The organism is Vibrio natriegens NBRC 15636 = ATCC 14048 = DSM 759, assembly GCF_035621455.1.
GTDB classification, from domain to species: domain Bacteria; phylum Pseudomonadota; class Gammaproteobacteria; order Enterobacterales; family Vibrionaceae; genus Vibrio; species Vibrio natriegens.
Map to the genome: position 1 here is coordinate 3,061,790 of NZ_CP141822.1, position 19,714 is coordinate 3,081,503.

12 protein-coding genes, 3 tRNA genes, 3 rRNA genes and 1 pseudogene are annotated in these 19,714 nt (G+C 47.1%); 6 read left to right on the forward strand and 13 right to left on the reverse strand.

Annotated elements, in window-relative coordinates; translation table 11 throughout:
• Nucleotides 1-7: 7 nt before the first annotated feature.
• The 5 genes from xerC to lptM form a co-directional block, all read right to left on the reverse strand.
• Nucleotides 8-940, reverse strand: coding sequence for a tyrosine recombinase XerC (gene xerC / locus VER99_RS13990; RefSeq protein ID WP_014233333.1), 933 nt, complete (start codon nucleotides 938-940; stop codon nucleotides 8-10).
• Nucleotides 906-1,637 (reverse strand): DUF484 family protein, encoded by a 732-nt coding sequence (locus tag VER99_RS13995; RefSeq protein ID WP_024372612.1) that lies wholly within the window; start codon nucleotides 1,635-1,637, stop codon nucleotides 906-908. Before VER99_RS13995 ends, xerC begins: the two co-directional genes overlap by 35 nt.
• Nucleotides 1,631-2,461 carry a diaminopimelate epimerase gene (gene dapF / locus VER99_RS14000; RefSeq protein ID WP_020334060.1) on the reverse strand — a complete coding sequence of 277 codons (831 nt, stop codon included), beginning with the start codon at nucleotides 2,459-2,461 and terminating at the stop codon, nucleotides 1,631-1,633. The genes VER99_RS13995 and dapF overlap by 7 nt, the downstream gene beginning before the upstream one ends.
• A gap of 10 nt (nucleotides 2,462-2,471) precedes the next feature.
• On the reverse strand, nucleotides 2,472-3,725 hold the full coding sequence (lysA, locus tag VER99_RS14005) for a diaminopimelate decarboxylase (RefSeq protein ID WP_020334062.1): 1,254 nt from the start codon (nucleotides 3,723-3,725) through the stop codon (nucleotides 2,472-2,474).
• A 61-nt stretch (nucleotides 3,726-3,786) separates the two neighbouring features.
• Nucleotides 3,787-3,903: an LPS translocon maturation chaperone LptM gene (gene lptM / locus VER99_RS23010; RefSeq protein WP_014233337.1), complete on the reverse strand. Its 117-nt coding sequence runs from the start codon at nucleotides 3,901-3,903 to the stop codon at nucleotides 3,787-3,789.
• 74 nt (nucleotides 3,904-3,977) lie between these two features.
• On the opposite strand from lptM, the gene cyaY reads away from it, so the two are divergent.
• Entirely contained in the window at nucleotides 3,978-4,292 is a 315-nt protein-coding gene (gene cyaY, locus VER99_RS14015) for an iron donor protein CyaY (protein WP_014233338.1), read from the forward strand.
• 70 nt (nucleotides 4,293-4,362) lie between these two features.
• Here the strand turns inward: cyaY and VER99_RS14020 are convergent, their stop codons facing one another.
• Nucleotides 4,363-6,888: a class I adenylate cyclase gene (locus VER99_RS14020; RefSeq protein ID WP_020334064.1), complete on the reverse strand. Its 2,526-nt coding sequence runs from the start codon at nucleotides 6,886-6,888 to the stop codon at nucleotides 4,363-4,365.
• A 347-nt stretch (nucleotides 6,889-7,235) separates the two neighbouring features.
• Between VER99_RS14020 and hemC the strand changes: the two genes are divergently transcribed.
• The 5 genes and pseudogenes from hemC to VER99_RS14045 all read left to right on the forward strand — a co-directional run bounded on the left by hemC (nucleotide 7,236) and on the right by VER99_RS14045 (nucleotide 13,103).
• Nucleotides 7,236-8,174: a hydroxymethylbilane synthase gene (hemC, locus tag VER99_RS14025; RefSeq protein WP_020334065.1), complete on the forward strand. Its 939-nt coding sequence runs from the start codon at nucleotides 7,236-7,238 to the stop codon at nucleotides 8,172-8,174.
• A gap of 2 nt (nucleotides 8,175-8,176) precedes the next feature.
• Entirely contained in the window at nucleotides 8,177-8,905 is a 729-nt protein-coding gene (locus tag VER99_RS14030) for a uroporphyrinogen-III synthase (protein WP_014233341.1), read from the forward strand.
• A gap of 17 nt (nucleotides 8,906-8,922) precedes the next feature.
• Entirely contained in the window at nucleotides 8,923-10,134 is a 1,212-nt protein-coding gene (locus VER99_RS14035) for a uroporphyrinogen-III C-methyltransferase (protein ID WP_014233342.1), read from the forward strand.
• Nucleotides 10,134-11,315 carry a heme biosynthesis protein HemY gene (locus VER99_RS14040; protein WP_014233343.1) on the forward strand — a complete coding sequence of 394 codons (1,182 nt, stop codon included), beginning with the start codon at nucleotides 10,134-10,136 and terminating at the stop codon, nucleotides 11,313-11,315. Before VER99_RS14035 ends, VER99_RS14040 begins: the two co-directional genes overlap by 1 nt.
• A gap of 753 nt (nucleotides 11,316-12,068) precedes the next feature.
• Nucleotides 12,069-13,103, forward strand: a pseudogene (locus tag VER99_RS14045) (IS630 family transposase).
• Between the two features lie 127 nt (nucleotides 13,104-13,230).
• Here the strand turns inward: VER99_RS14045 and VER99_RS14050 are convergent.
• The 7 genes from VER99_RS14050 to fre all read right to left on the reverse strand — a co-directional run bounded on the left by VER99_RS14050 (nucleotide 13,231) and on the right by fre (nucleotide 19,712).
• Nucleotides 13,231-13,307 (reverse strand) — tRNA-Asp (locus tag VER99_RS14050).
• A 41-nt stretch (nucleotides 13,308-13,348) separates the two neighbouring features.
• Nucleotides 13,349-13,465: ribosomal RNA gene (gene rrf, locus VER99_RS14055) — 5S ribosomal RNA — on the reverse strand.
• Nucleotides 13,466-13,556: 91 nt separating this feature from the next.
• Nucleotides 13,557-16,446 (reverse strand): 23S ribosomal RNA (locus tag VER99_RS14060).
• A gap of 263 nt (nucleotides 16,447-16,709) precedes the next feature.
• Nucleotides 16,710-16,785, reverse strand: a tRNA-Ala gene (locus VER99_RS14065).
• Between the two features lie 45 nt (nucleotides 16,786-16,830).
• Nucleotides 16,831-16,907: transfer RNA gene (locus VER99_RS14070), tRNA-Ile, on the reverse strand.
• A gap of 65 nt (nucleotides 16,908-16,972) precedes the next feature.
• Nucleotides 16,973-18,525: ribosomal RNA gene (locus tag VER99_RS14075) — 16S ribosomal RNA — on the reverse strand.
• The 16S, 23S and 5S rRNA genes sit together here with 3 tRNA genes alongside, the layout of an rRNA operon.
• Before the next feature lie 473 nt (nucleotides 18,526-18,998).
• Complete coding sequence (fre, locus tag VER99_RS14080) at nucleotides 18,999-19,712, reverse strand: NAD(P)H-flavin reductase (RefSeq protein WP_020333378.1); 714 nt, start codon at nucleotides 19,710-19,712, stop codon at nucleotides 18,999-19,001.
• Between the last annotated feature and the right edge of the window lie 2 nt (nucleotides 19,713-19,714).

A 19,714-nucleotide genomic window follows, 5' to 3' on the forward strand; every position in this document is an offset into this window, starting at 1 on the left:
CTCTGGTTCAGTCCCCGCTCTTTTTACGTGCTCGTGGATGTGCTTGATCGTAGGCTTGCGCCAAATGTTGGAAATCCAAATGGGTGTAGATCTGCGTGGTCGAAATATTTTCGTGACCTAACAGCTCTTGGACCGCACGTAAGTTGTTACTTGATTCCAGCATATGGGTCGCAAATGAGTGACGTAACTTGTGTGGGCTGATGTGGCTCGCTACCGATTGTTTTTGTCCCCACTCTGCCATACGCTTTTGCACACTACGATGCGAAATACGCGTACCAAGCTTGGACACAAATAATGCTGGTTCTCCGGGATCTGCGAGGTTACCTCGCACTTTAAGCCACTTGCCTACCCACTCGGTCGCCATGCCTGAGAACGGAACTTTACGCTCTTTATCACCTTTACCAATGACACGAAGTTCGCCACTGCGTAAATGCACGTCACGCACATCGACACTAACCAACTCAGCCAATCGTAAACCCGCACCGTACATCAGCTCCATCATGGCGCGATCGCGAACCGCTAGCGGGTCGTCTTCGTTCACTTCCAATAACTGGTTAACTTCATCGACATCGAGGTTTTTTGGCAGCGGACGCTGCTTACGCGGTGCGGAAACACCTTTGGCTGGGTTTGCCGACATTTCGCCGCGCAGGATAAGAAAATCGAAGAAACTGCGCAGTGAAGATAAACGAGTGGCCAGACTACTGGCTTTCATTCCTTCACGCATGCCTTTACCTGCCAGTTGTCGAACCCAGCCCGCGTCAACCTGAGACCAGTCTTTCAACCCCATTTCGGTTAAGTGGTGCGCCATGGTTTCCAGCTGCTGTTTGTAATTACGCTGGGTATGCAAACTTAGCCCCTTTTCACTTCGCAGAAATTCGTAGAAGCGTTCAAGAGGCTTTTGCAGACTATTTGGCAGAGGAGTGTTTGGAGTTGTCGTCATCGTAACGTTGCCATACCAATGTTTGAGCAAGATGTGCCACTACTAAGGATAGATGACGCAAGAACAAGGTATCCATATCTGGTTGGAAATGTCCGCCGTCCTGGCTCGAAAATGCAAGAACACCCAGTGTCTGTTTCTTGATTAACGGCAATACCACATAAGACCCCATTTCTGGCATTTCCAAACTGCCAAACAAGGCTTCACGATCGACTTTGCGTAAGCGACCTAAGTAAGCATCTTTGCCATTGAGGTGCGTCGTAGCAAAACGCTGGTAGCTTTCCTTACCCAGTTGAACAGATGCATCACATTGACTAAACAGACGAACGTAAGCACGCAAGCCGAGATCATGCGCTTTCTGCTCAATGGCATGAATCACCTGCTTGAAATCACCACACTTGAGAATCTGTCCTTGCAAATCCATGAACTCGTAAAAAGTTCGGTCATTATTGGCAGCCAGAGACATCAGTGTCGTAATCTCTTCTTCGAGCTCTTCGATGCGTTGACGCTGACGGTTCATCTGAATATGAACCAGTGAAACCGCCCCCAAATCCACATGTGGAAATGACAAACGGTCTACCAGTTCTGGACGCTGAACAAAAAAGTCCGGGTGATCTTTGAGGTACTCAGCAACCACTTCGGCCGTCAACGTATCGGCTTCCACTTCAGACAAAACGTTTCCTTTCTCTTCCACTAGCACGACAGTTGCCCGTCAAAGACATGAGTAGCAGGGCCAGTCATAAACAGCGGTTTACCCGGACCTTGCCAAGAAATATTCAGTTCACCACCAGGTAGCGACACTTTGACATTTTCATCAAGCAAGCCTTGTAGAATACCAACTGCAACCGCACCACAGGCGCCACTGCCGCATGCCTGAGTTTCGCCCGCACCGCGCTCATAAACACGCAGACGGATATGGCTGCGATCGACAACCTGCATAAAGCCTGCATTCACTCGCTCAGGGAAACGCTCGTGAGACTCTAGCAGCGGACCTAATGTATCGACATCAGCTGTATCGACATCATCCACGACCGTCACAACATGAGGGTTGCCCATACTAACAGCACCACAAAACAGGGTGTTGTCACCAGCGCGCATAATGTAGGTTTTCTCTTTTTGCTTCGCTTTGAAAGGGATCTTGTTCGGCTCAAACTCTGGCACGCCCATATTGACCGTTACTTCGCCATCGTCTTCGACGTTAAGGATCATTTTCCCTTTCTTGGTACTCACGCTAATGCTGTATTTGTTGGTCAAACCTTTAAGGCGAACAAAGCGTGCAAAACAACGTGCACCGTTTCCGCACTGCTCAACTTCGCTGCCATCGGCATTAAATATGCGATAGTGGAAGTCGGTTTCTGGGTCATACGGCGCTTCTACCACGAGCAATTGGTCAAAACCAACACCAGTGTGTCGATCCGCCAGGCGGCGGATCAAATCTTGCGAGAAAAACACGTTCTGGGTAATGCAGTCGACGACCATGAAGTCGTTACCCAAACCGTGCATTTTGGAAAAGTGGAAATGCATTTGCTTTGTGTTACTCCGGTAGAATCTGTTCCAGCTGCCACAAACTTGTCAGCTCCTCACGCTGACGAACAAGATGGCTTTGCTTACCGTCCACCATCACTTCCGCCGCTCGGGTACGAGTATTGTAATTCGAAGACATAACAAAACCATAGGCGCCAGCAGAACGAACCGCGAGTAGATCACCTTCTTGTAAAACCAACGCGCGATCTTTACCCAGGAAATCACCAGTTTCACAAATTGGTCCAACCAAGTCGTAAGTTTGCGCTTCACCATCGCGTGGCGAAACTGGCACGATATCTTGCCATGCCTGGTAAAGAGCAGGACGCATCAGGTCGTTCATTGCTGCATCAATAATGGCAAAGTTTTTATGCTCAGTGTGCTTTAAGAACTCAACGCGAGTCAGCAAGATGCCCGCATTCGCTGCAATCGCACGACCAGGTTCAAAAATCAGTTCCAGATCTTGGTGATTAGTCAAACGTCCCAACAGCGCTTTCGCATAATCAGATGGCTGTGGAGGAAGCTCATCACGGTAAACCACACCAAGACCGCCACCAACATCCAAGTGACGAATGTTGATGCCTTGCGCTTTCAGATCATCAATCAGAGCAAGCAAGCGATCAGTCGCATCGATAAAAGGTTCAATATCAGTTAACTGAGAACCAATATGGCAGTCGATACCCTGTACGTTTAGGTTCGGCAAGCTTTGGGCGAATTTGTACACCTCAGGTGCACGATCAAACGCAATACCAAATTTGTTGTCGCGAAGACCAGTCGAAATATAAGGGTGAGTTTTTGCGTCTACATCGGGGTTGATGCGCAGTGAAATAGGAGCAATCACACCAAGATCGCCTGCCACTTTATTCAGGCGCTCAAGTTCAGGCTCAGATTCAACGTTGAAGCACTTGATACCAAGTTCCAGTGCGCGTTTCATTTCTGCTGGGGTTTTACCTACGCCAGAAAATACCACTTTCTTCGCGTCACCACCGGCAGCAATAACACGTTCTAGTTCACCACCAGATACGATATCAAAGCCTGAACCCAAACGAGCCAGTGCATTCAGTACGCCTAAGTTTGAGTTTGCTTTTACGGCATAACAAACCAGATGAGGATGTTGACCCACTGCACTATCAAACGCCTTCCAGTGGCGCTCTAGCGTGGCTCGAGAGTATACATAAAGAGGAGTGCCATATTGCTCGGCCAGAGCTTGAAGTGAGACGTCTTCGGCCCAAAGCTGGCCATCATCCTGATAGTTGAAGTAATCCAAAATTCGCTTCCCTTATTTTATTCGACTGCAGAACCCTAATTTCACCCAAAGGTGCGGATATTTATTGTGATTGCTCGTTTTGTTGTGTGTCATCTGGAATGTAGAGTGAACCTGACTGTCCACACCCTGCCAGCGTAGCGGCAGCCATCACAAACAACACAGTAACTAATTTTTTCATTTGGCATATCGTGATTATTGAATCAATGCCCCCTATAATCGCACCACACTCAGGAAAAGCAATAGGACAGACGGATGAACGATACTGAATTTCATCAACTGGTGGATGTACAGATGCAAATCATTGAAGAATCCATCGATGATTCAGGTGCAGACATTGATTACGAAGTGTCTGGTAACGTAATGACATTAGAATTTGAAGACCGCAGCCAGATCATCATCAACCGCCAGGAACCGATGCATGAAATTTGGCTGGCATCAAAATCAGGTGGCTTCCACTTCAAGCTTATCGAAGATAAATGGACCTGCTCGAAGACTGGCATGGAACTGTTTGAAATGGTCAAGCAAGAGTGTGAAAAGCACGCTGGTGAAGAGATCGACTGGGCATAAGTTCATTTTGTCCTGACCAATACAGAAAAAGAGCACCGCGGTGCTCTTTTTATTTTTGTTCGATTTGCTGTTATGCATTCACCGCTTTGTTGGGACGATGAGGAGGACAATCATTACGGTAAGGTATGATGTAAGCGTTACCTTCTTCGGGATGAATGATCTGATAGTACTGCGGCAAGTTAAAGTTAATGAACTTCGAAGCCACACGAGTATCGTCTTTCACCGAGGTATAGAAACTGTTAACCGAAGCAATCATCTCATCTTTAGAGCCACTGAACTGGTGATACACTTCCACCTGATTCGACTCATCAAGTACGTAGATGTTAAACCCCTTCTCACTGTCTTCGAAGAAGAACTGCACTAACCCTTCACTAGCAAAGCCATCCACCGCATCCGGCATTTGATATTCTTGCTCACGATCGAGCATTAGTAGCGGAGAACCTTTCAGCTTATTAGTTGAGATGCTGCGATAGAAGTCGACGGAGTTTTCTAGCTTCTGTACCGATACGCCGCGGCGCTCGAAGAATAAACCATAGGTTTTCTCGCCAAGACGCATCGCTTTAAAGCGGCGACGTTTTTCTTGTTCGACAGGCTTCAAACGTAAGTCGATACACTCAGCCAGCAACTGATACACTTTATTACGCATCACACCGCGCATGTTTTTCGCGTAACAGAACACATCCACCGATTCTGGCGGAAGCGCATCCTGGTGCATTTTGCCCAAAATGGTTTTTAGTGCATCAAGCATCGCCGTCTCGCCTTTAAAATGCAGAGTACGAACTTCATGCCAGGAATTGCGGTAAACCAAATCAACACTGCCGACTAAGTTTTTATGCTCAGGACCAAAACTGAAAATATCAGTATTCTTCACATCTACTTTGAGCGAACGACCGGATAACTCTTCAGTAGGATCACTTTCAAAGTTGATGAACATCGTCAATTGACTGATTTCACATGGGCTCGCCAGAGCTTGCATAGTCGGACGGCGCTTACGCAATGCAAAGGTGTTACGTAAATCGCTCACCATTTGGTAGAACTTATCAATATCTAACTGCGCTTCACGTACGACAGCGTGCAAACGAGTCGATTCCGTGATCAGGCCATTGAAGAATGCCCACGAAACCAGTTTGCTCAGATATTCATGGTGTTCAAGGTATGGCTGACCCAGAATACGGTGTGCAACCAGCGGCTGTTTGTACAGATACCAACCGGACTTATTCACACCACCATTCTTCACTTCGATAAAGCTCAAATCCGGCTCATGTAAATCTGGTGAGATTTGAGGATTCAGCAGCGTCACTTTCCCCGGAAGCACCTCAAATGCCGCATAAAGCTTACGAGCCAGAATACTGATGTCTTGTGGGCTGATCGCCGACGTGATGTCGTTACGACGCGCAAACTGGATAAGGTTACGGTAACTCTGCATCAACGCATCCAACAGCGCATGATGCACTACTTTCACCTGTTCGACCTTCCAGTTACGGCGGTCGTCAAGTTCTGCCACCACGCTTTCATCCCAGTCCCAGCGGGTAATCATGTCGCTCAAGGCTTCACGACGCCAAGCAACAGAGCCAACACCCGGCTGACGAGAGAGTTTTTCATGGGTTTTAAGGTAAAAACAGCGGCGAACTAAGTCTAAACGCGTGTAGTCTTGAATACGTTCAAGATAGCGAGTGACTTTTTCCAGCATCAAATAATACGCGTCCATACCGTAGAGATCAGGCTCATGGGCAAAGAAACGACGCTTAGTATCGATACTTAACAGTTGAGTGTGAGGGTATTCCCACGAGTAAGCTTCAAGCAAAATGGCTTTTAATACCGACTTGTAAGGAGAATCGATACTTTTGTACAACTGCCACAAATTCGAGCCAAAGTATTCTTCTGCTGGAATTCGGTTCAATTTGCCAAAATCGATCCACTCTTTACAGTCAATGTAGCCATCGCGACAAAGTTGAGAAACGTACTCGTCGTAAGACTCTTCCATCTCTGGTGGCACAATTTGCCACAACAATCGCTGACCAGCGATACGCACGGCGCTGCGATAGAATTCATCAAGTAACAATAAGTGCTGTGATGAACCACAGTTATCACCAGTCATCTCTTCAGAATGGTTACTTCTGAAACGCTCTTCATCCATCAGGAAGAAGTTCGCCTCGACACCTTTCGTCTGCGCCCAATCAGTGATCAATAAACACTTGTTGGTGAGTAATTCACGCTCATCACAGTCCATCTGCGGAGAAACACATACCCAAATGTCTAAGTCACTCGATGTACTTTGACCAATCGATGAAGTACTGCCCATGGTGTAAAGGCCAAGGATCGCTGGTTGCGCTGCATCCTCTAGCTTATCGCCAATGGTAAGTTGTGTATCGTCGATGAATTGCTGTTGAACGTCATTAGGCTCCAGACCATAGACACCAACTGGGACGTCAGCATCGTAGTAGCCCGGAATGACAGGGTGGTTGTAATTCAATAAGACAGGAATCAAGTGAAAAACTTGCTGGCTTTGCGAATCCATAAGCGCCAGCGCACGTTCAACACGTTGCTGATTCAATTTATCTAATCGCTGAATTATTTTTTGGGTGTAAGCCTGCAAGGGTAATTCCTTGGTTGAACAATCAAAGATACCTGATGATATTTTAAGCCCAAAAAGCCTAAAAACGTGATCAATTTAACACTTTTATTGTGTATGGTAAAGTTTCTGCTCTCTAATTCATTGCAGAGAAAAAACTATACCCCAGTCACAAAATTAACAGCGAGCTAGTGTCGCTTGTAAACGCCTCAAACTAATAATAGTCCTTAGTCTAATTGAGAATCTAGTCACACTATTTTCATAACATCATGTAATTCCATTCATAGCACCGCCAGATATCCAACTAACAGTAAGAATTTCTTGATGAGGATGGTAGGATAAAGCCAAATCCAAACAGCTTTGAGAAGATCATGACACAATCCACACCAATTCGCATTGCAACTCGAAAAAGCCCACTTGCTTTATGGCAAGCTCACTTTGTTAAAGATGCCCTTCAAGCCGCTCACCCGGGTTTAGAAGTCGAGTTAGTAACTATGGTGACCAAAGGTGACGTGATCCTAGATACACCGTTGGCTAAAGTAGGCGGTAAAGGTTTATTCGTTAAAGAGCTGGAAGTCGCTATGCTGGAAGGCCGTGCGGATCTGGCGGTACATTCAATGAAAGACGTACCTGTCGACTTCCCTGAAGGATTAGGCCTTGTCACCATCTGCGAACGAGAAGACCCTCGTGATGCTTTTGTTTCTAATACCTATAGCAGCGTTGATGAATTACCTCAAGGCGCGATTGTCGGCACATGCAGTTTACGCCGTCAGTGCCAGCTCAAGGAATATCGACCAGATCTCATCATCAAAGAGCTGCGTGGCAACGTAGGCACACGCCTTGGTAAATTAGATGCTGGCGAATACGACGCTATCATTCTGGCAGCCGCAGGCCTGAAACGATTAAAGCTTGAAGAACGTATCAGAAGTTTTATTGAACCTGAGCAATCACTTCCAGCTGTAGGTCAAGGTGCAGTGGGTATTGAATGCCGCTTAGACGACGACCGCTTACTCAAACTGCTTGAGCCACTTAACCACAAAGATACTGAAGATCGAGTGCTGTGTGAGCGTGCAATGAACCTAACGCTGGAAGGTGGCTGTCAGGTTCCTATCGGTAGCTACGCTCTGCTTGATGGCGACAACGTTTGGTTACGCGCACTAGTCGGAGAACCAGACGGCAGCGAAATTGTCCGTGGCGAAATTCGTGGCCACCGTAAAGATGGCGAAGCACTCGGTATCCAATTAGCAAATGAACTGCTGGATAATGGTGCTCGCGACATTCTCACAAAGCTGTACGCAGATCACGACTAATCATGGCAGTGTTGGTCACTCGGCCGGGAGAGCAAGGCATTGAGCTTTGCTCTCTGCTCGAAAGGCACGGCATTCCCGCATACCACCATCCATTGATCGACATTGTTGCCGATCTTTCGGATACACAGCTCTCCGATCATCTCAATCACGCACACTTCATTATTGCTGTCAGCAGACATGCGGTGCAGTGCGCACAGCAAATATTATCAAACAACGGTATATCATGGCCTAAACACGCCATTTACCTTGCCGTTGGTCAAAAAACAGCACACTATTTAAGCAAATGCACGCAACAAAAAGTACACTATCCTCAAGTCAGTGATAGTGAACACTTATTGCAACTTCCAGCGTTAAACAATGTAGAAAAACAGAACGTTGTTATTCTGCGTGGAAACGGTGGAAGAGAGCTTATTAAAGATGCATTGGTGAGACGTGGAGCAAAAGTTCACTATAGTGAGACTTACAAGAGAGAATTCATCCCATTCGATCCAGTAAGCTGTGTCTCACTATGGAAAGCCCAACAAATCAATCAGATCATCGTCACTAGTGGTGAACAACTTGATTATTTGTGCAGCCAATTAACGTCAGATCAATTGGCTTGGCTTAATCAACGAGAGTTGTATATACCCAGTCAGCGTATCGCCGACATCGCAATTCAAAAGGGGTTCACTCAGGTGAGGTGCACAGGAAGCGCATCCAACCAAGAATTACTGGCTGCTCTCCAGCCCTAGCTACACAGGATAAAGGCATGACAAGTAAAAATAACGACCAAAAAAATAACGATAAAAACCTTGCTGAAGAAACCTCTTCGGCACCGCTAGCTGAAAAAGATACCCCGAAACAGGATGCTGAGCCTACCAAGGAATCATCACAACCTGCTGATACAGAAAAGCCAGCAGAACAAAAGAAAGTTGAGTTTGAAGAGAAACAAGGCAAGCGAGGCGTCAAACTGGGCACAGTCGCAATCATCTTGTCGATCATCTTTGGTGGAGGCTTAGCGTATAAGCTTCACGAACAGCAGACTGACTACCAAGCAAAAATAGCTCAGCTTCAAAGCCAACTAGAACAAGCTCAAGCTTCTATGAAGCAGGAACTGACTCAGGTTAAAGAAGAAACTATTGAGAAGGCGACTACGGTAACGCATAAAGCTGAAGTGGTTCTTGGTCAGCAACAAAAAAGTATCGAAAGCCTTCAATTGGCTGTGGCTGACGTGAAAGGCCGCCGTCCAAACGACTGGTTACTGGCCGAAGCCGATTACTTAGTTAAACTGGCTGGTCGCAAGCTGTTCCTAGAGCACGACGTTGAAAGCGCAACTCAATTGATGGAAAGCGCAGACCAACGTATTGCTGCACTCAATGACCCGAGTTTAGTTAACCTTCGTAAAGCGATGGCGAATGACATCACTAAATTACGTACCGTGCCATTAATCGACCGTGACGGCTTAGTGCTGCGTCTGACAGCCTTACAACAACAAGTCGACAAAATGCCACTGGCTAATGCCCTACTTCCTGAAGCTGCGGCTGTGACTGAGCAAGAAGTGTCTGAAGACATTGCCAACTGGCAAGATAACTTGATGACGTCTTTGAAAGACTTCTCAGAAAACTTCATTACTTTCCGTACTCGCGATGGCAACGTCATCCCACTGCTTTCTCCTCAGCAGCATTTCTACCTTAAAGAGAACATCAAAGCTAAGCTAGAAACGGCTATTAAAGCGGTTTATCAAGAGCAAGGCGAAGTGTACTCGACCTCGCTAAAAACAGCAGATAAATGGGCGTTAGCGTTCTTTAATCAGGACGATAACTCAGTAAAAGAGTTCAACAAAACAATCGGCCAGCTTAGCCAGCAAAACATCCAGGTTGAATACCCGGCTAAACTGGAAACTCAGTCTCAGCTATCAGATGTTATTCGTGAGCGCCTACGTCGTGAAGTAACCACTATGACAGGCACGGAGGATAAGTAATGTTTCGTCTTATTTTCCTATTTGCCATTCTAGGAGCCGGCCTATTTGTGGGTACGCAATACTCAGGCCAACAGGGTTACGTTCTGATCTCGATCGCCGAGAAAACCATTGAGATGAGTGTAACGACACTGGTCATTTTTGTTATCGCGGCGCTTGCTGGTCTGTTCATTTTAGAATACCTAATTAAGAAACTGGTCTACGCAAGTTCAAGTACCTGGAACTATTTCAGTGTACGAAAAATGCGTCGCTCTCGTCGCTACACCAATGAAGGTATCATCAAATTGCTAGAAGGTGACTGGAAAGGTGCAGAGAAGAAAGTCACTCGCTGGGCAAATCACCACGATATGCCACTTCTTTGCTACCTAGTCGCCTCAGAAGCTGCACAAGGCCAAGGTGATAAAGAGAAACGTGACAAATACTTAGAGCTAGCGAGTCAGCAAGAAAACGCGCACCTAGCCGTTGAGCTGACCCGTGCCAAACAGTTTATTCGCGACAATGAGTTTGAAGCGGCATTTGACACGCTATCTTCACTAAAAAATCAGCACGCAAACAACCCGATTGTATTAAACCTGCTGAAAACTACCTACATGCAGTTGAAGCTATGGCAACCATTAATTGACTTGATGCCTCAGCTAAACAAAGCAAAACAGGTGACTGAAGACGAAGAAATTGAGCTGATTAAAACAGCACAATGCGGATTGCTACACGATGTTGCTCAACAACAAGGTAGTGAAGGATTGATTTCTCACTGGAACAGTTTGGCTCGCAAAGTAAAACAAGACCCTCATTTGATCGCATGTTTTGCTCGCGAGTTGATTGCCCGTAAAGCAGATAACGAAGCATTTACTGTATTAAAAGAAGCGTTAAATAAAACACCAGCACCGGAGTTATACGAGCTTCTTCCTGAGTTAAATGTACCAGACATCCATCCTATCGTTGTCTTCCTTGAAGGCGTAGTGAGGAAAGAGACAGATAATGCAGCTGCACACAGTGCACTGGCTCACTTCTACTTCCGCCAAGAGAAATGGCATGAGTCTCAGGAGCAATTTGAAGCAGCCTTAAAACTTCGTTCAGACGTTTCTGATTACGCTTTCCTAGCCGACACACTAGAGAAGCAAAATCTCACTAAAGCGGCACACGAAGTTTCTCGTAAAGCGCTGACACTCGTTCAAAACGATTAAGTAGATGGTTCAACCCATAGCTAAAAGCCGACATGCAAGTGTCGGCTTTTTTATCACCTTTCAAACATCCCCTCATTCCTCCCAATAACCTCAATCCACAAACAAGCCCACTCTCAGAGTTCATTCCACATTTAAGACGACAAACTAGAGATATAGGAACGGAATTGCTGGAGCTTCTCTACAGCAACGAAATAGGCATTCTCAGTTCAATCTAGACTTTTCCTTGTCGTCATCTTTATTCTAAGTAAAGAAAAGGATAGCTGCGTTCAGGCGACGTAAGCGGACAGGGCTTTACTAAAAGAATTGGATTATCAGGCGGGATCTATTGTTGAAACTAACCAGCAAATAGACTCTATTATGCATCTCCTCTTTCACTCATTAATGCTGCCGAATACACCTTATTACTCTCTGTAGACTGCGTTGTAGATAGGTTCTGACTTTTAGAAACGTGAATAGGAAAAACTGATAAGACCTTCTTGATTACATTCGATAGAAGAAGGACTTGGTAGAGTCGAAGATAATTGTGGTGACTACAGAGCGCCTTAAGTAGGAGCGCTCTAGCTAGTAAAGTCAAAAGTATCAGAGCGATAAAACCGAGCACTCAGAATAGGCTTTGTAATATGTGGCAGAGTGGCTGGGGTCGCAGACGACGGGCAAACCTTTTGCGGGACTCATTGGTCGAAGACCAACTTATACCAATCTAAGTAAAAATATGATCTAATTGAGGTCATCCAACAATAGAACTGATTCGCTATGGATAGCCTCAATAATATCGACTTTAAAAAGCTCGCAAGCCAGCAGAAATCCATCCAGATGAAAATGAGACTGCTGGCCCTCGCTCATTTCAAAGATGGGCACTCACGCACACAAATCGCCAAGTTTCTCAAGGTAAGCCGAACCAGTGTCAATAAGTGGGTTCAGACCTTTCTTGAAGAAGGGCTGGAAGGACTGCAAGAAAAGCCAAGGACAGGAAGACCACCATTCTTAACTTCCGAGCAAAAAGAGCAATTGAGCCAATACATAAAAGATAAAGCCAATGATACACAAGGCGGACGACTGACTGGTGCCGACATCCACGCTTATATCGTTAAAGAATTTGGCCAGCACTACCACCCTGATTCTATCTATTACCTGCTCGACCACATGGGCTTTTCATGGATAACTTCCCGCTCAAAACACCCCAAACAATCTCAACAAATACAAGACGATTTTAAAAAAATTCAAAATCGAAACGATCCTTAAGATCCCAGGACATATAGCTTTAGAGTGTGTCGATGTCTGGTTTCAGGACGAAGCCAGATTTGGGCAACAAAACACGACCACACGTTTATGGGCTGAAAAAGGAACTCTCCCAAGAGCCGTGAAGCAACAACAATTTGAGTATGCCTATCTGTTCGGTTCAGTCTGTCCCAGTAAAGGAATTGGTGAGGCTATCGTTGTCCCTTGGGTTAGTAAAGACATCATGATAGAGCACTTAAAACAAATATCGGCAGTCACAGAGAAGGGACGTCACGCCGTCGTTGTTATGGATGGAGCAGGATGGCATACAGAAGACATTACCAATGACTTTAAGAATGTCAGTGTCATCAAACTTCCACCCTATTCTCCAGAGCTAAACCCTATCGAACAAGTATGGAGTTGGTTGAGGCAACGCTATTTAGCCAACCAATCTTTTACTGATTACGACGACATCATCTCCAAAGTCTGCGATGCATGGAATCGTTTTTAGATAGCTCCAAAAGAGTCACCAAAATGTGCTCGAGAAGATGGATAGACCTGACCAGTTAATTTTCCAGATTGGTATAAGTAGTGGAATGGCCGGGCTTGCGCACAAGCAGGACTCGATGTCCCTGAAAGGGAAACTATACGCCATAAACGACAAAAGCCTAGTCTTTCGACTAGGCTTTCTAATAAGTGGCGGAGTGGACGGGACTCGAACCCGCGACCCCCGGCGTGACAGGCCGGTATTCTAACCAACTGAACTACCACTCCGCAGTGGTATCACTCGCCTGAGCAAGTGTCCAAAATTTAAAGCCTGGCGATGTCCTACTCTCACATGGGGAAACCCCACACTACCATCGGCGCTATTTCGTTTCACTTCTGAGTTCGGAATGGAAGTCAGGTGGGTCCAAAACGCTATGGTCGCCAAGCAAATTCTTTAATTCGGAAAGCTGTTTTTAATTCTCAATTTACACATTCAACGTTCTTACATTGAGTCCATCAAAACCCCTTGGGTGTTGTATGGTTAAGCCTCACGGGCAATTAGTACAGGTTAGCTCAACGCCTCACAACGCTTACACACCCTGCCTATCAACGTCGTAGTCTACGACAACCCTTTAGGATACTTAAAGTATCAGGGAGAACTCATCTCAAGGCTCGCTTCCCGCTTAGATGCTTTCAGCGGTTATCGATCCCGAACTTAGCTACCGGGCAATGCGTCTGGCGACACAACCCGAACACCAGAGGTTCGTCCACTCCGGTCCTCTCGTACTAGGAGCAGCCCCTTTCAATTCTCCAACGCCCACGGCAGATAGGGACCGAACTGTCTCACGACGTTCTAAACCCAGCTCGCGTACCACTTTAAATGGCGAACAGCCATACCCTTGGGACCGACTTCAGCCCCAGGATGTGATGAGCCGACATCGAGGTGCCAAACACCGCCGTCGATATGAACTCTTGGGCGGTATCAGCCTGTTATCCCCGGAGTACCTTTTATCCGTTGAGCGATGGCCCTTCCATTCAGAACCACCGGATCACTATGACCTGCTTTCGCACCTGCTCGAATTGTCATTCTCGCAGTCAAGCGGGCTTATGCCATTGCACTAACCTCACGATGTCCAACCGTGATTAGCCCACCTTCGTGCTCCTCCGTTACGCTTTGGGAGGAGACCGCCCCAGTCAAACTACCCACCAGGCACTGTCCGCAACCCCGATAAGGGGTCAACGTTAGAACATCAACACTACAAGGGTGGTATTTCAAGGACGGCTCCACGAATACTGGCGTACTCGTTTCAAAGCCTCCCACCTATCCTACACATGTAGGGTCAATGTTCAGTGCCAAGCTGTAGTAAAGGTTCACGGGGTCTTTCCGTCTAGCCGCGGGTACACTGCATCTTCACAGCGATTTCAATTTCACTGAGTCTCGGGTGGAGACAGCGTGGCCATCATTACGCCATTCGTGCAGGTCGGAACTTACCCGACAAGGAATTTCGCTACCTTAGGACCGTTATAGTTACGGCCGCCGTTTACCGGGGCTTCGATCAAGAGCTTCGACCGAAGTCTAACCCCATCAATTAACCTTCCGGCACCGGGCAGGCGTCACACCGTATACGTCATCTTACGATTTTGCACAGTGCTGTGTTTTTAATAAACAGTTGCAGCCACCTGGTATCTGCGACTCTCAATAGCTCCATCCGCGAGGGACTTCACCGTCGAGAGCGTACCTTCTCCCGAAGTTACGGTACCATTTTGCCTAGTTCCTTCACCCGAGTTCTCTCAAGCGCCTTGGTATTCTCTACCCGACCACCTGTGTCGGTTTGGGGTACGATTCCTTACAATCTGAAGCTTAGAGGCTTTTCCTGGAAGCATGGCATCAATGACTTCACACCCGTAGGTGCTCGACGTCGTGTCTCAGCCTTAGAGAGAGCCGGATTTACCTAACTCTCAAGCCTACGCACTTGAACCTGGACAACCGTCGCCAGGCCCACCTAGCCTTCTCCGTCCCCCCATCGCAATTGTAAGAAGTACGGGAATATTAACCCGTTTCCCATCGACTACGCCTTTCGGCCTCGCCTTAGGGGTCGACTTACCCTGCCCCGATTAACGTTGGACAGGAACCCTTGGTCTTCCGGCGAGGAGGTTTTTCACCCCCTTTATCGTTACTCATGTCAGCATTCGCACTTCTGATACGTCCAGCATGCGTTACCACACACCTTCAACCGCTTACAGAACGCTCCCCTACCCAATACTCAAAGAGTATTGCCGCAGCTTCGGTTTACTACTTAGCCCCGTTACATCTTCCGCGCAGGCCGACTCGACCAGTGAGCTATTACGCTTTCTTTAAATGATGGCTGCTTCTAAGCCAACATCCTGGCTGTCTGAGCCTTCCCACATCGTTTCCCACTTAGTAGTAATTTGGGACCTTAGCTGGCGGTCTGGGTTGTTTCCCTCTCCACGACGGACGTTAGCACCCGCCGTGTGTCTCCCGGATAGTACTTACTGGTATTCGGAGTTTGCAAAGGGTTGGTAAGTCGGGATGACCCCCTAGCCTTAACAGTGCTCTACCCCCAGTAGTATTCGTCCGAGGCGCTACCTAAATAGCTTTCGGGGAGAACCAGCTATCTCCAGGTTTGATTGGCCTTTCACCCCTAGCCACAAGTCATCCGCTAATTTTTCAACATTAGTCGGTTCGGTCCTCCAGTTGATGTTACTCAACCTTCAACCTGCCCATGGCTAGATCACCTGGTTTCGGGTCTATATCCAGAGACTGAACGCCCAGTTAAGACTCGGTTTCCCTACGGCTCCCCTAGATGGTTAACCTTGCCACTGAATATAAGTCGCTGACCCATTATACAAAAGGTACGCAGTCACAGGACAAAGCCTGCTCCTACTGCTTGTACGTACACGGTTTCAGGTTCTATTTCACTCCCCTCACAGGGGTTCTTTTCGCCTTTCCCTCACGGTACTGGTTCACTATCGGTCAGTCAGTAGTATTTAGCCTTGGAGGATGGTCCCCCCATATTCAGACAGGATATCACGTGTCCCGCCCTACTCGATTTCACTGAATATGCGTCGTCAGTTACGGGGCTATCACCCTGTATCGCCAAGCTTTCCAGCTTGTTCACCTAACGCTTATAAAGCTTAAGGGCTAGTCCAATTTCGCTCGCCGCTACTTTCGGAATCTCGGTTGATTTCTTTTCCTCGGGGTACTTAGATGTTTCAGTTCCCCCGGTTCGCCTCCTGTTGCTATGTATTCACAACAGGATACTTACTTATGTAAGTGGGTTTCCCCATTCGGAAATCCCAGACTCAAGTGGCTTTTACTGCCTAATCTGGGCTTATCGCAAGTTAATACGTCCTTCATCGCCTCTGACTGCCAAGGCATCCACCGTGTACGCTTAGTCACTTAACCATACAACCCGAAGGAGTTTCGAATTGAAGTTAAACAACCAAAGTTGCTGTCTCATTATTTGAATGAGCGAGACAGCTTTCGATTTTGCCGGACTCAAATTCCAAGAACACTTGAATGTGTTTTTAGTTGTATTCAAATACATGAATACTTTGAGAACTTTACAAATAATCTTAAAGATTATTTTGTCAGCTTTCCAAATTGTTAAAGAGCTAGATTCATTTAAGAACCATTTTTAAAAGCACTATCGCTAATGCGCTTAAAGATGGTGGAGCTAAGCAGGATCGAACTGCTGACCTCCTGCGTGCAAGGCAGGCGCTCTCCCAGCTGAGCTATAGCCCCATCAAGGTGTGTCGATACTGTATGCCAATTCCTTGGGAAGGGAATTGGTGGGTCTGAGTGGACTCGAACCACCGACCTCTCGCTTATCAGGCGAACGCTCTAACCACCTGAGCTACAGACCCAGTATCGTCTCTTTTACATAAACCGTATCAATCTGTGTGGACACTCATCGTGAGTAATCATCGTATAAGGAGGTGATCCAGCGCCAGGTTCCCCTAGCGCTACCTTGTTACGACTTCACCCCAGTCATGAACCACAAAGTGGTAAGCGTCCCCCCGAAGGTTAAACTACCTACTTCTTTTGCAGCCCACTCCCATGGTGTGACGGGCGGTGTGTACAAGGCCCGGGAACGTATTCACCGTGGCATTCTGATCCACGATTACTAGCGATTCCGACTTCATGGAGTCGAGTTGCAGACTCCAATCCGGACTACGACGCACTTTTTGGGATTCGCTCACTTTCGCAAGTTGGCCGCCCTCTGTATGCGCCATTGTAGCACGTGTGTAGCCCTACTCGTAAGGGCCATGATGACTTGACGTCGTCCCCACCTTCCTCCGGTTTATCACCGGCAGTCTCCCTGGAGTTCCCGACATTACTCGCTGGCAAACAAGGATAAGGGTTGCGCTCGTTGCGGGACTTAACCCAACATTTCACAACACGAGCTGACGACAGCCATGCAGCACCTGTCTCAGAGTTCCCGAAGGCACTAATCCATCTCTGGAAAATTCTCTGGATGTCAAGAGTAGGTAAGGTTCTTCGCGTTGCATCGAATTAAACCACATGCTCCACCGCTTGTGCGGGCCCCCGTCAATTCATTTGAGTTTTAATCTTGCGACCGTACTCCCCAGGCGGTCTACTTAACGCGTTAGCTCCGAAAGCCACGGCTCAAGGCCACAACCTCCAAGTAGACATCGTTTACGGCGTGGACTACCAGGGTATCTAATCCTGTTTGCTCCCCACGCTTTCGCATCTGAGTGTCAGTATCTGTCCAGGGGGCCGCCTTCGCCACCGGTATTCCTTCAGATCTCTACGCATTTCACCGCTACACCTGAAATTCTACCCCCCTCTACAGTACTCTAGTCTGCCAGTTTCAAATGCTATTCCGAGGTTGAGCCCCGGGCTTTCACATCTGACTTAACAAACCACCTGCATGCGCTTTACGCCCAGTAATTCCGATTAACGCTCGCACCCTCCGTATTACCGCGGCTGCTGGCACGGAGTTAGCCGGTGCTTCTTCTGTCGCTAACGTCAAATAATGCAGCTATTAACTACACTACCTTCCTCACGACTGAAAGTGCTTTACAACCCGAAGGCCTTCTTCACACACGCGGCATGGCTGCATCAGGCTTGCGCCCATTGTGCAATATTCCCCACTGCTGCCTCCCGTAGGAGTCTGGACCGTGTCTCAGTTCCAGTGTGGCTGATCATCCTCTCAGACCAGCTAGGGATCGTCGCCTTGGTGAGCCCTTACCTCACCAACTAGCTAATCCCACCTAGGCATATCCTGACGCGAGAGGCCCGAAGGTCCCCCTCTTTGGCCCGTAGGCATCATGCGGTATTAGCCATCGTTTCCAATGGTTATCCCCCACATCAGGGCAATTTCCTAGGCATTACTCACCCGTCCGCCGCTCGACGCCGTTAACGTCCCCCGAAGGTTCAGTTAACTCGTTTCCGCTCGACTTGCATGTGTTAGGCCTGCCGCCAGCGTTCAATCTGAGCCATGATCAAACTCTTCAATTTAAGATTTTGTCGGCTCAATGAATACTGAACATTACATAAAGTAATGTTTGAATTGACTGTGCTGAATCCGAAGATTCAATGGTCACTTCGTATCATTGAAACCTAATTTGAAACCGAAGTTTCTAATTGGATTATCATCAACGAGTGCCCACACAGATTGATAGGTCTATATTGTTAAAGAGCTTACTTTGCGAGAAACTTTTCTCTCAAAGCGGAGGTGAATTCTAGCGATTTAATTGTAAGTGTCAAACACTTTTTTCAACTAATTTTTCGTAGAAGCTTTTTACCTCTCCGACCTTGCTGAAGCCTTATCGCATCTGCCGTGTCGGTGGATGCGCATTATAGGGAGTTACGATTGGAGCGCAACCCTTTTTTATAAAAAAAACCAAAAAAACGAACACTCGATGATTATTTAATCAAAAACGTAAAAAAGAGGGTAATAAACCCTCTTTTTCATCGCATAAAAGCCGTATTTAAATGAAAGCGTACGCGTCTGCGTACATACGTTCGCTTTTGGCCTTCTTATTTTGAGTAAACTGTTCTCGAGCTGCGCCCGCCATTTCAAAGCGACCAGCAATATAGATATCATAGTCTTCCAGACTTTCGAAATCGTCACTGACGGCTTGTAGCACGTTTCCAACTTTACCTTGCCACTCAGCGGGAGCGTCTTCTACTACAGGAATAAAGTGCACGTTAGAAAACTTCTCTGAGATAGCGATAAGTTCATCTTTTGCGTATAACTGGCTTTCGTCACGAGCACCCCAGTACAAGTAGATTTCATTAGTCTTATTCTGTGCAACACAATGATCCAAGATCGAGCGTACGTAACTGAATCCTGTACCACCAGCGATCAGTAATAAAGAACGCTCGCTATCTTCTTGAATCCAAGCGTCTCCATGAGGCGCATCAATTTCAATATCATCACCCGATTCTAATGCCGCTTTCATCGATTCTACGACTTCTATTGCGTAAGCGTTATGTTCTGCCGCACCAATGTGCAATTCCAGCTCACCTTCATGTCGGCAAGGGCTACTTGCGATAGAAAACGGGCGCTTGTCTTTCTCGCCCATCACAACCATAAGGTATTGGCCAGCTTTGAAAGACACTGGTGATTCTGGGTGAAGTAGAATTTGATAAGTATTACAAGCTAACGGCTGAATAGACTTTACTTTACATTGGATGGTCATGA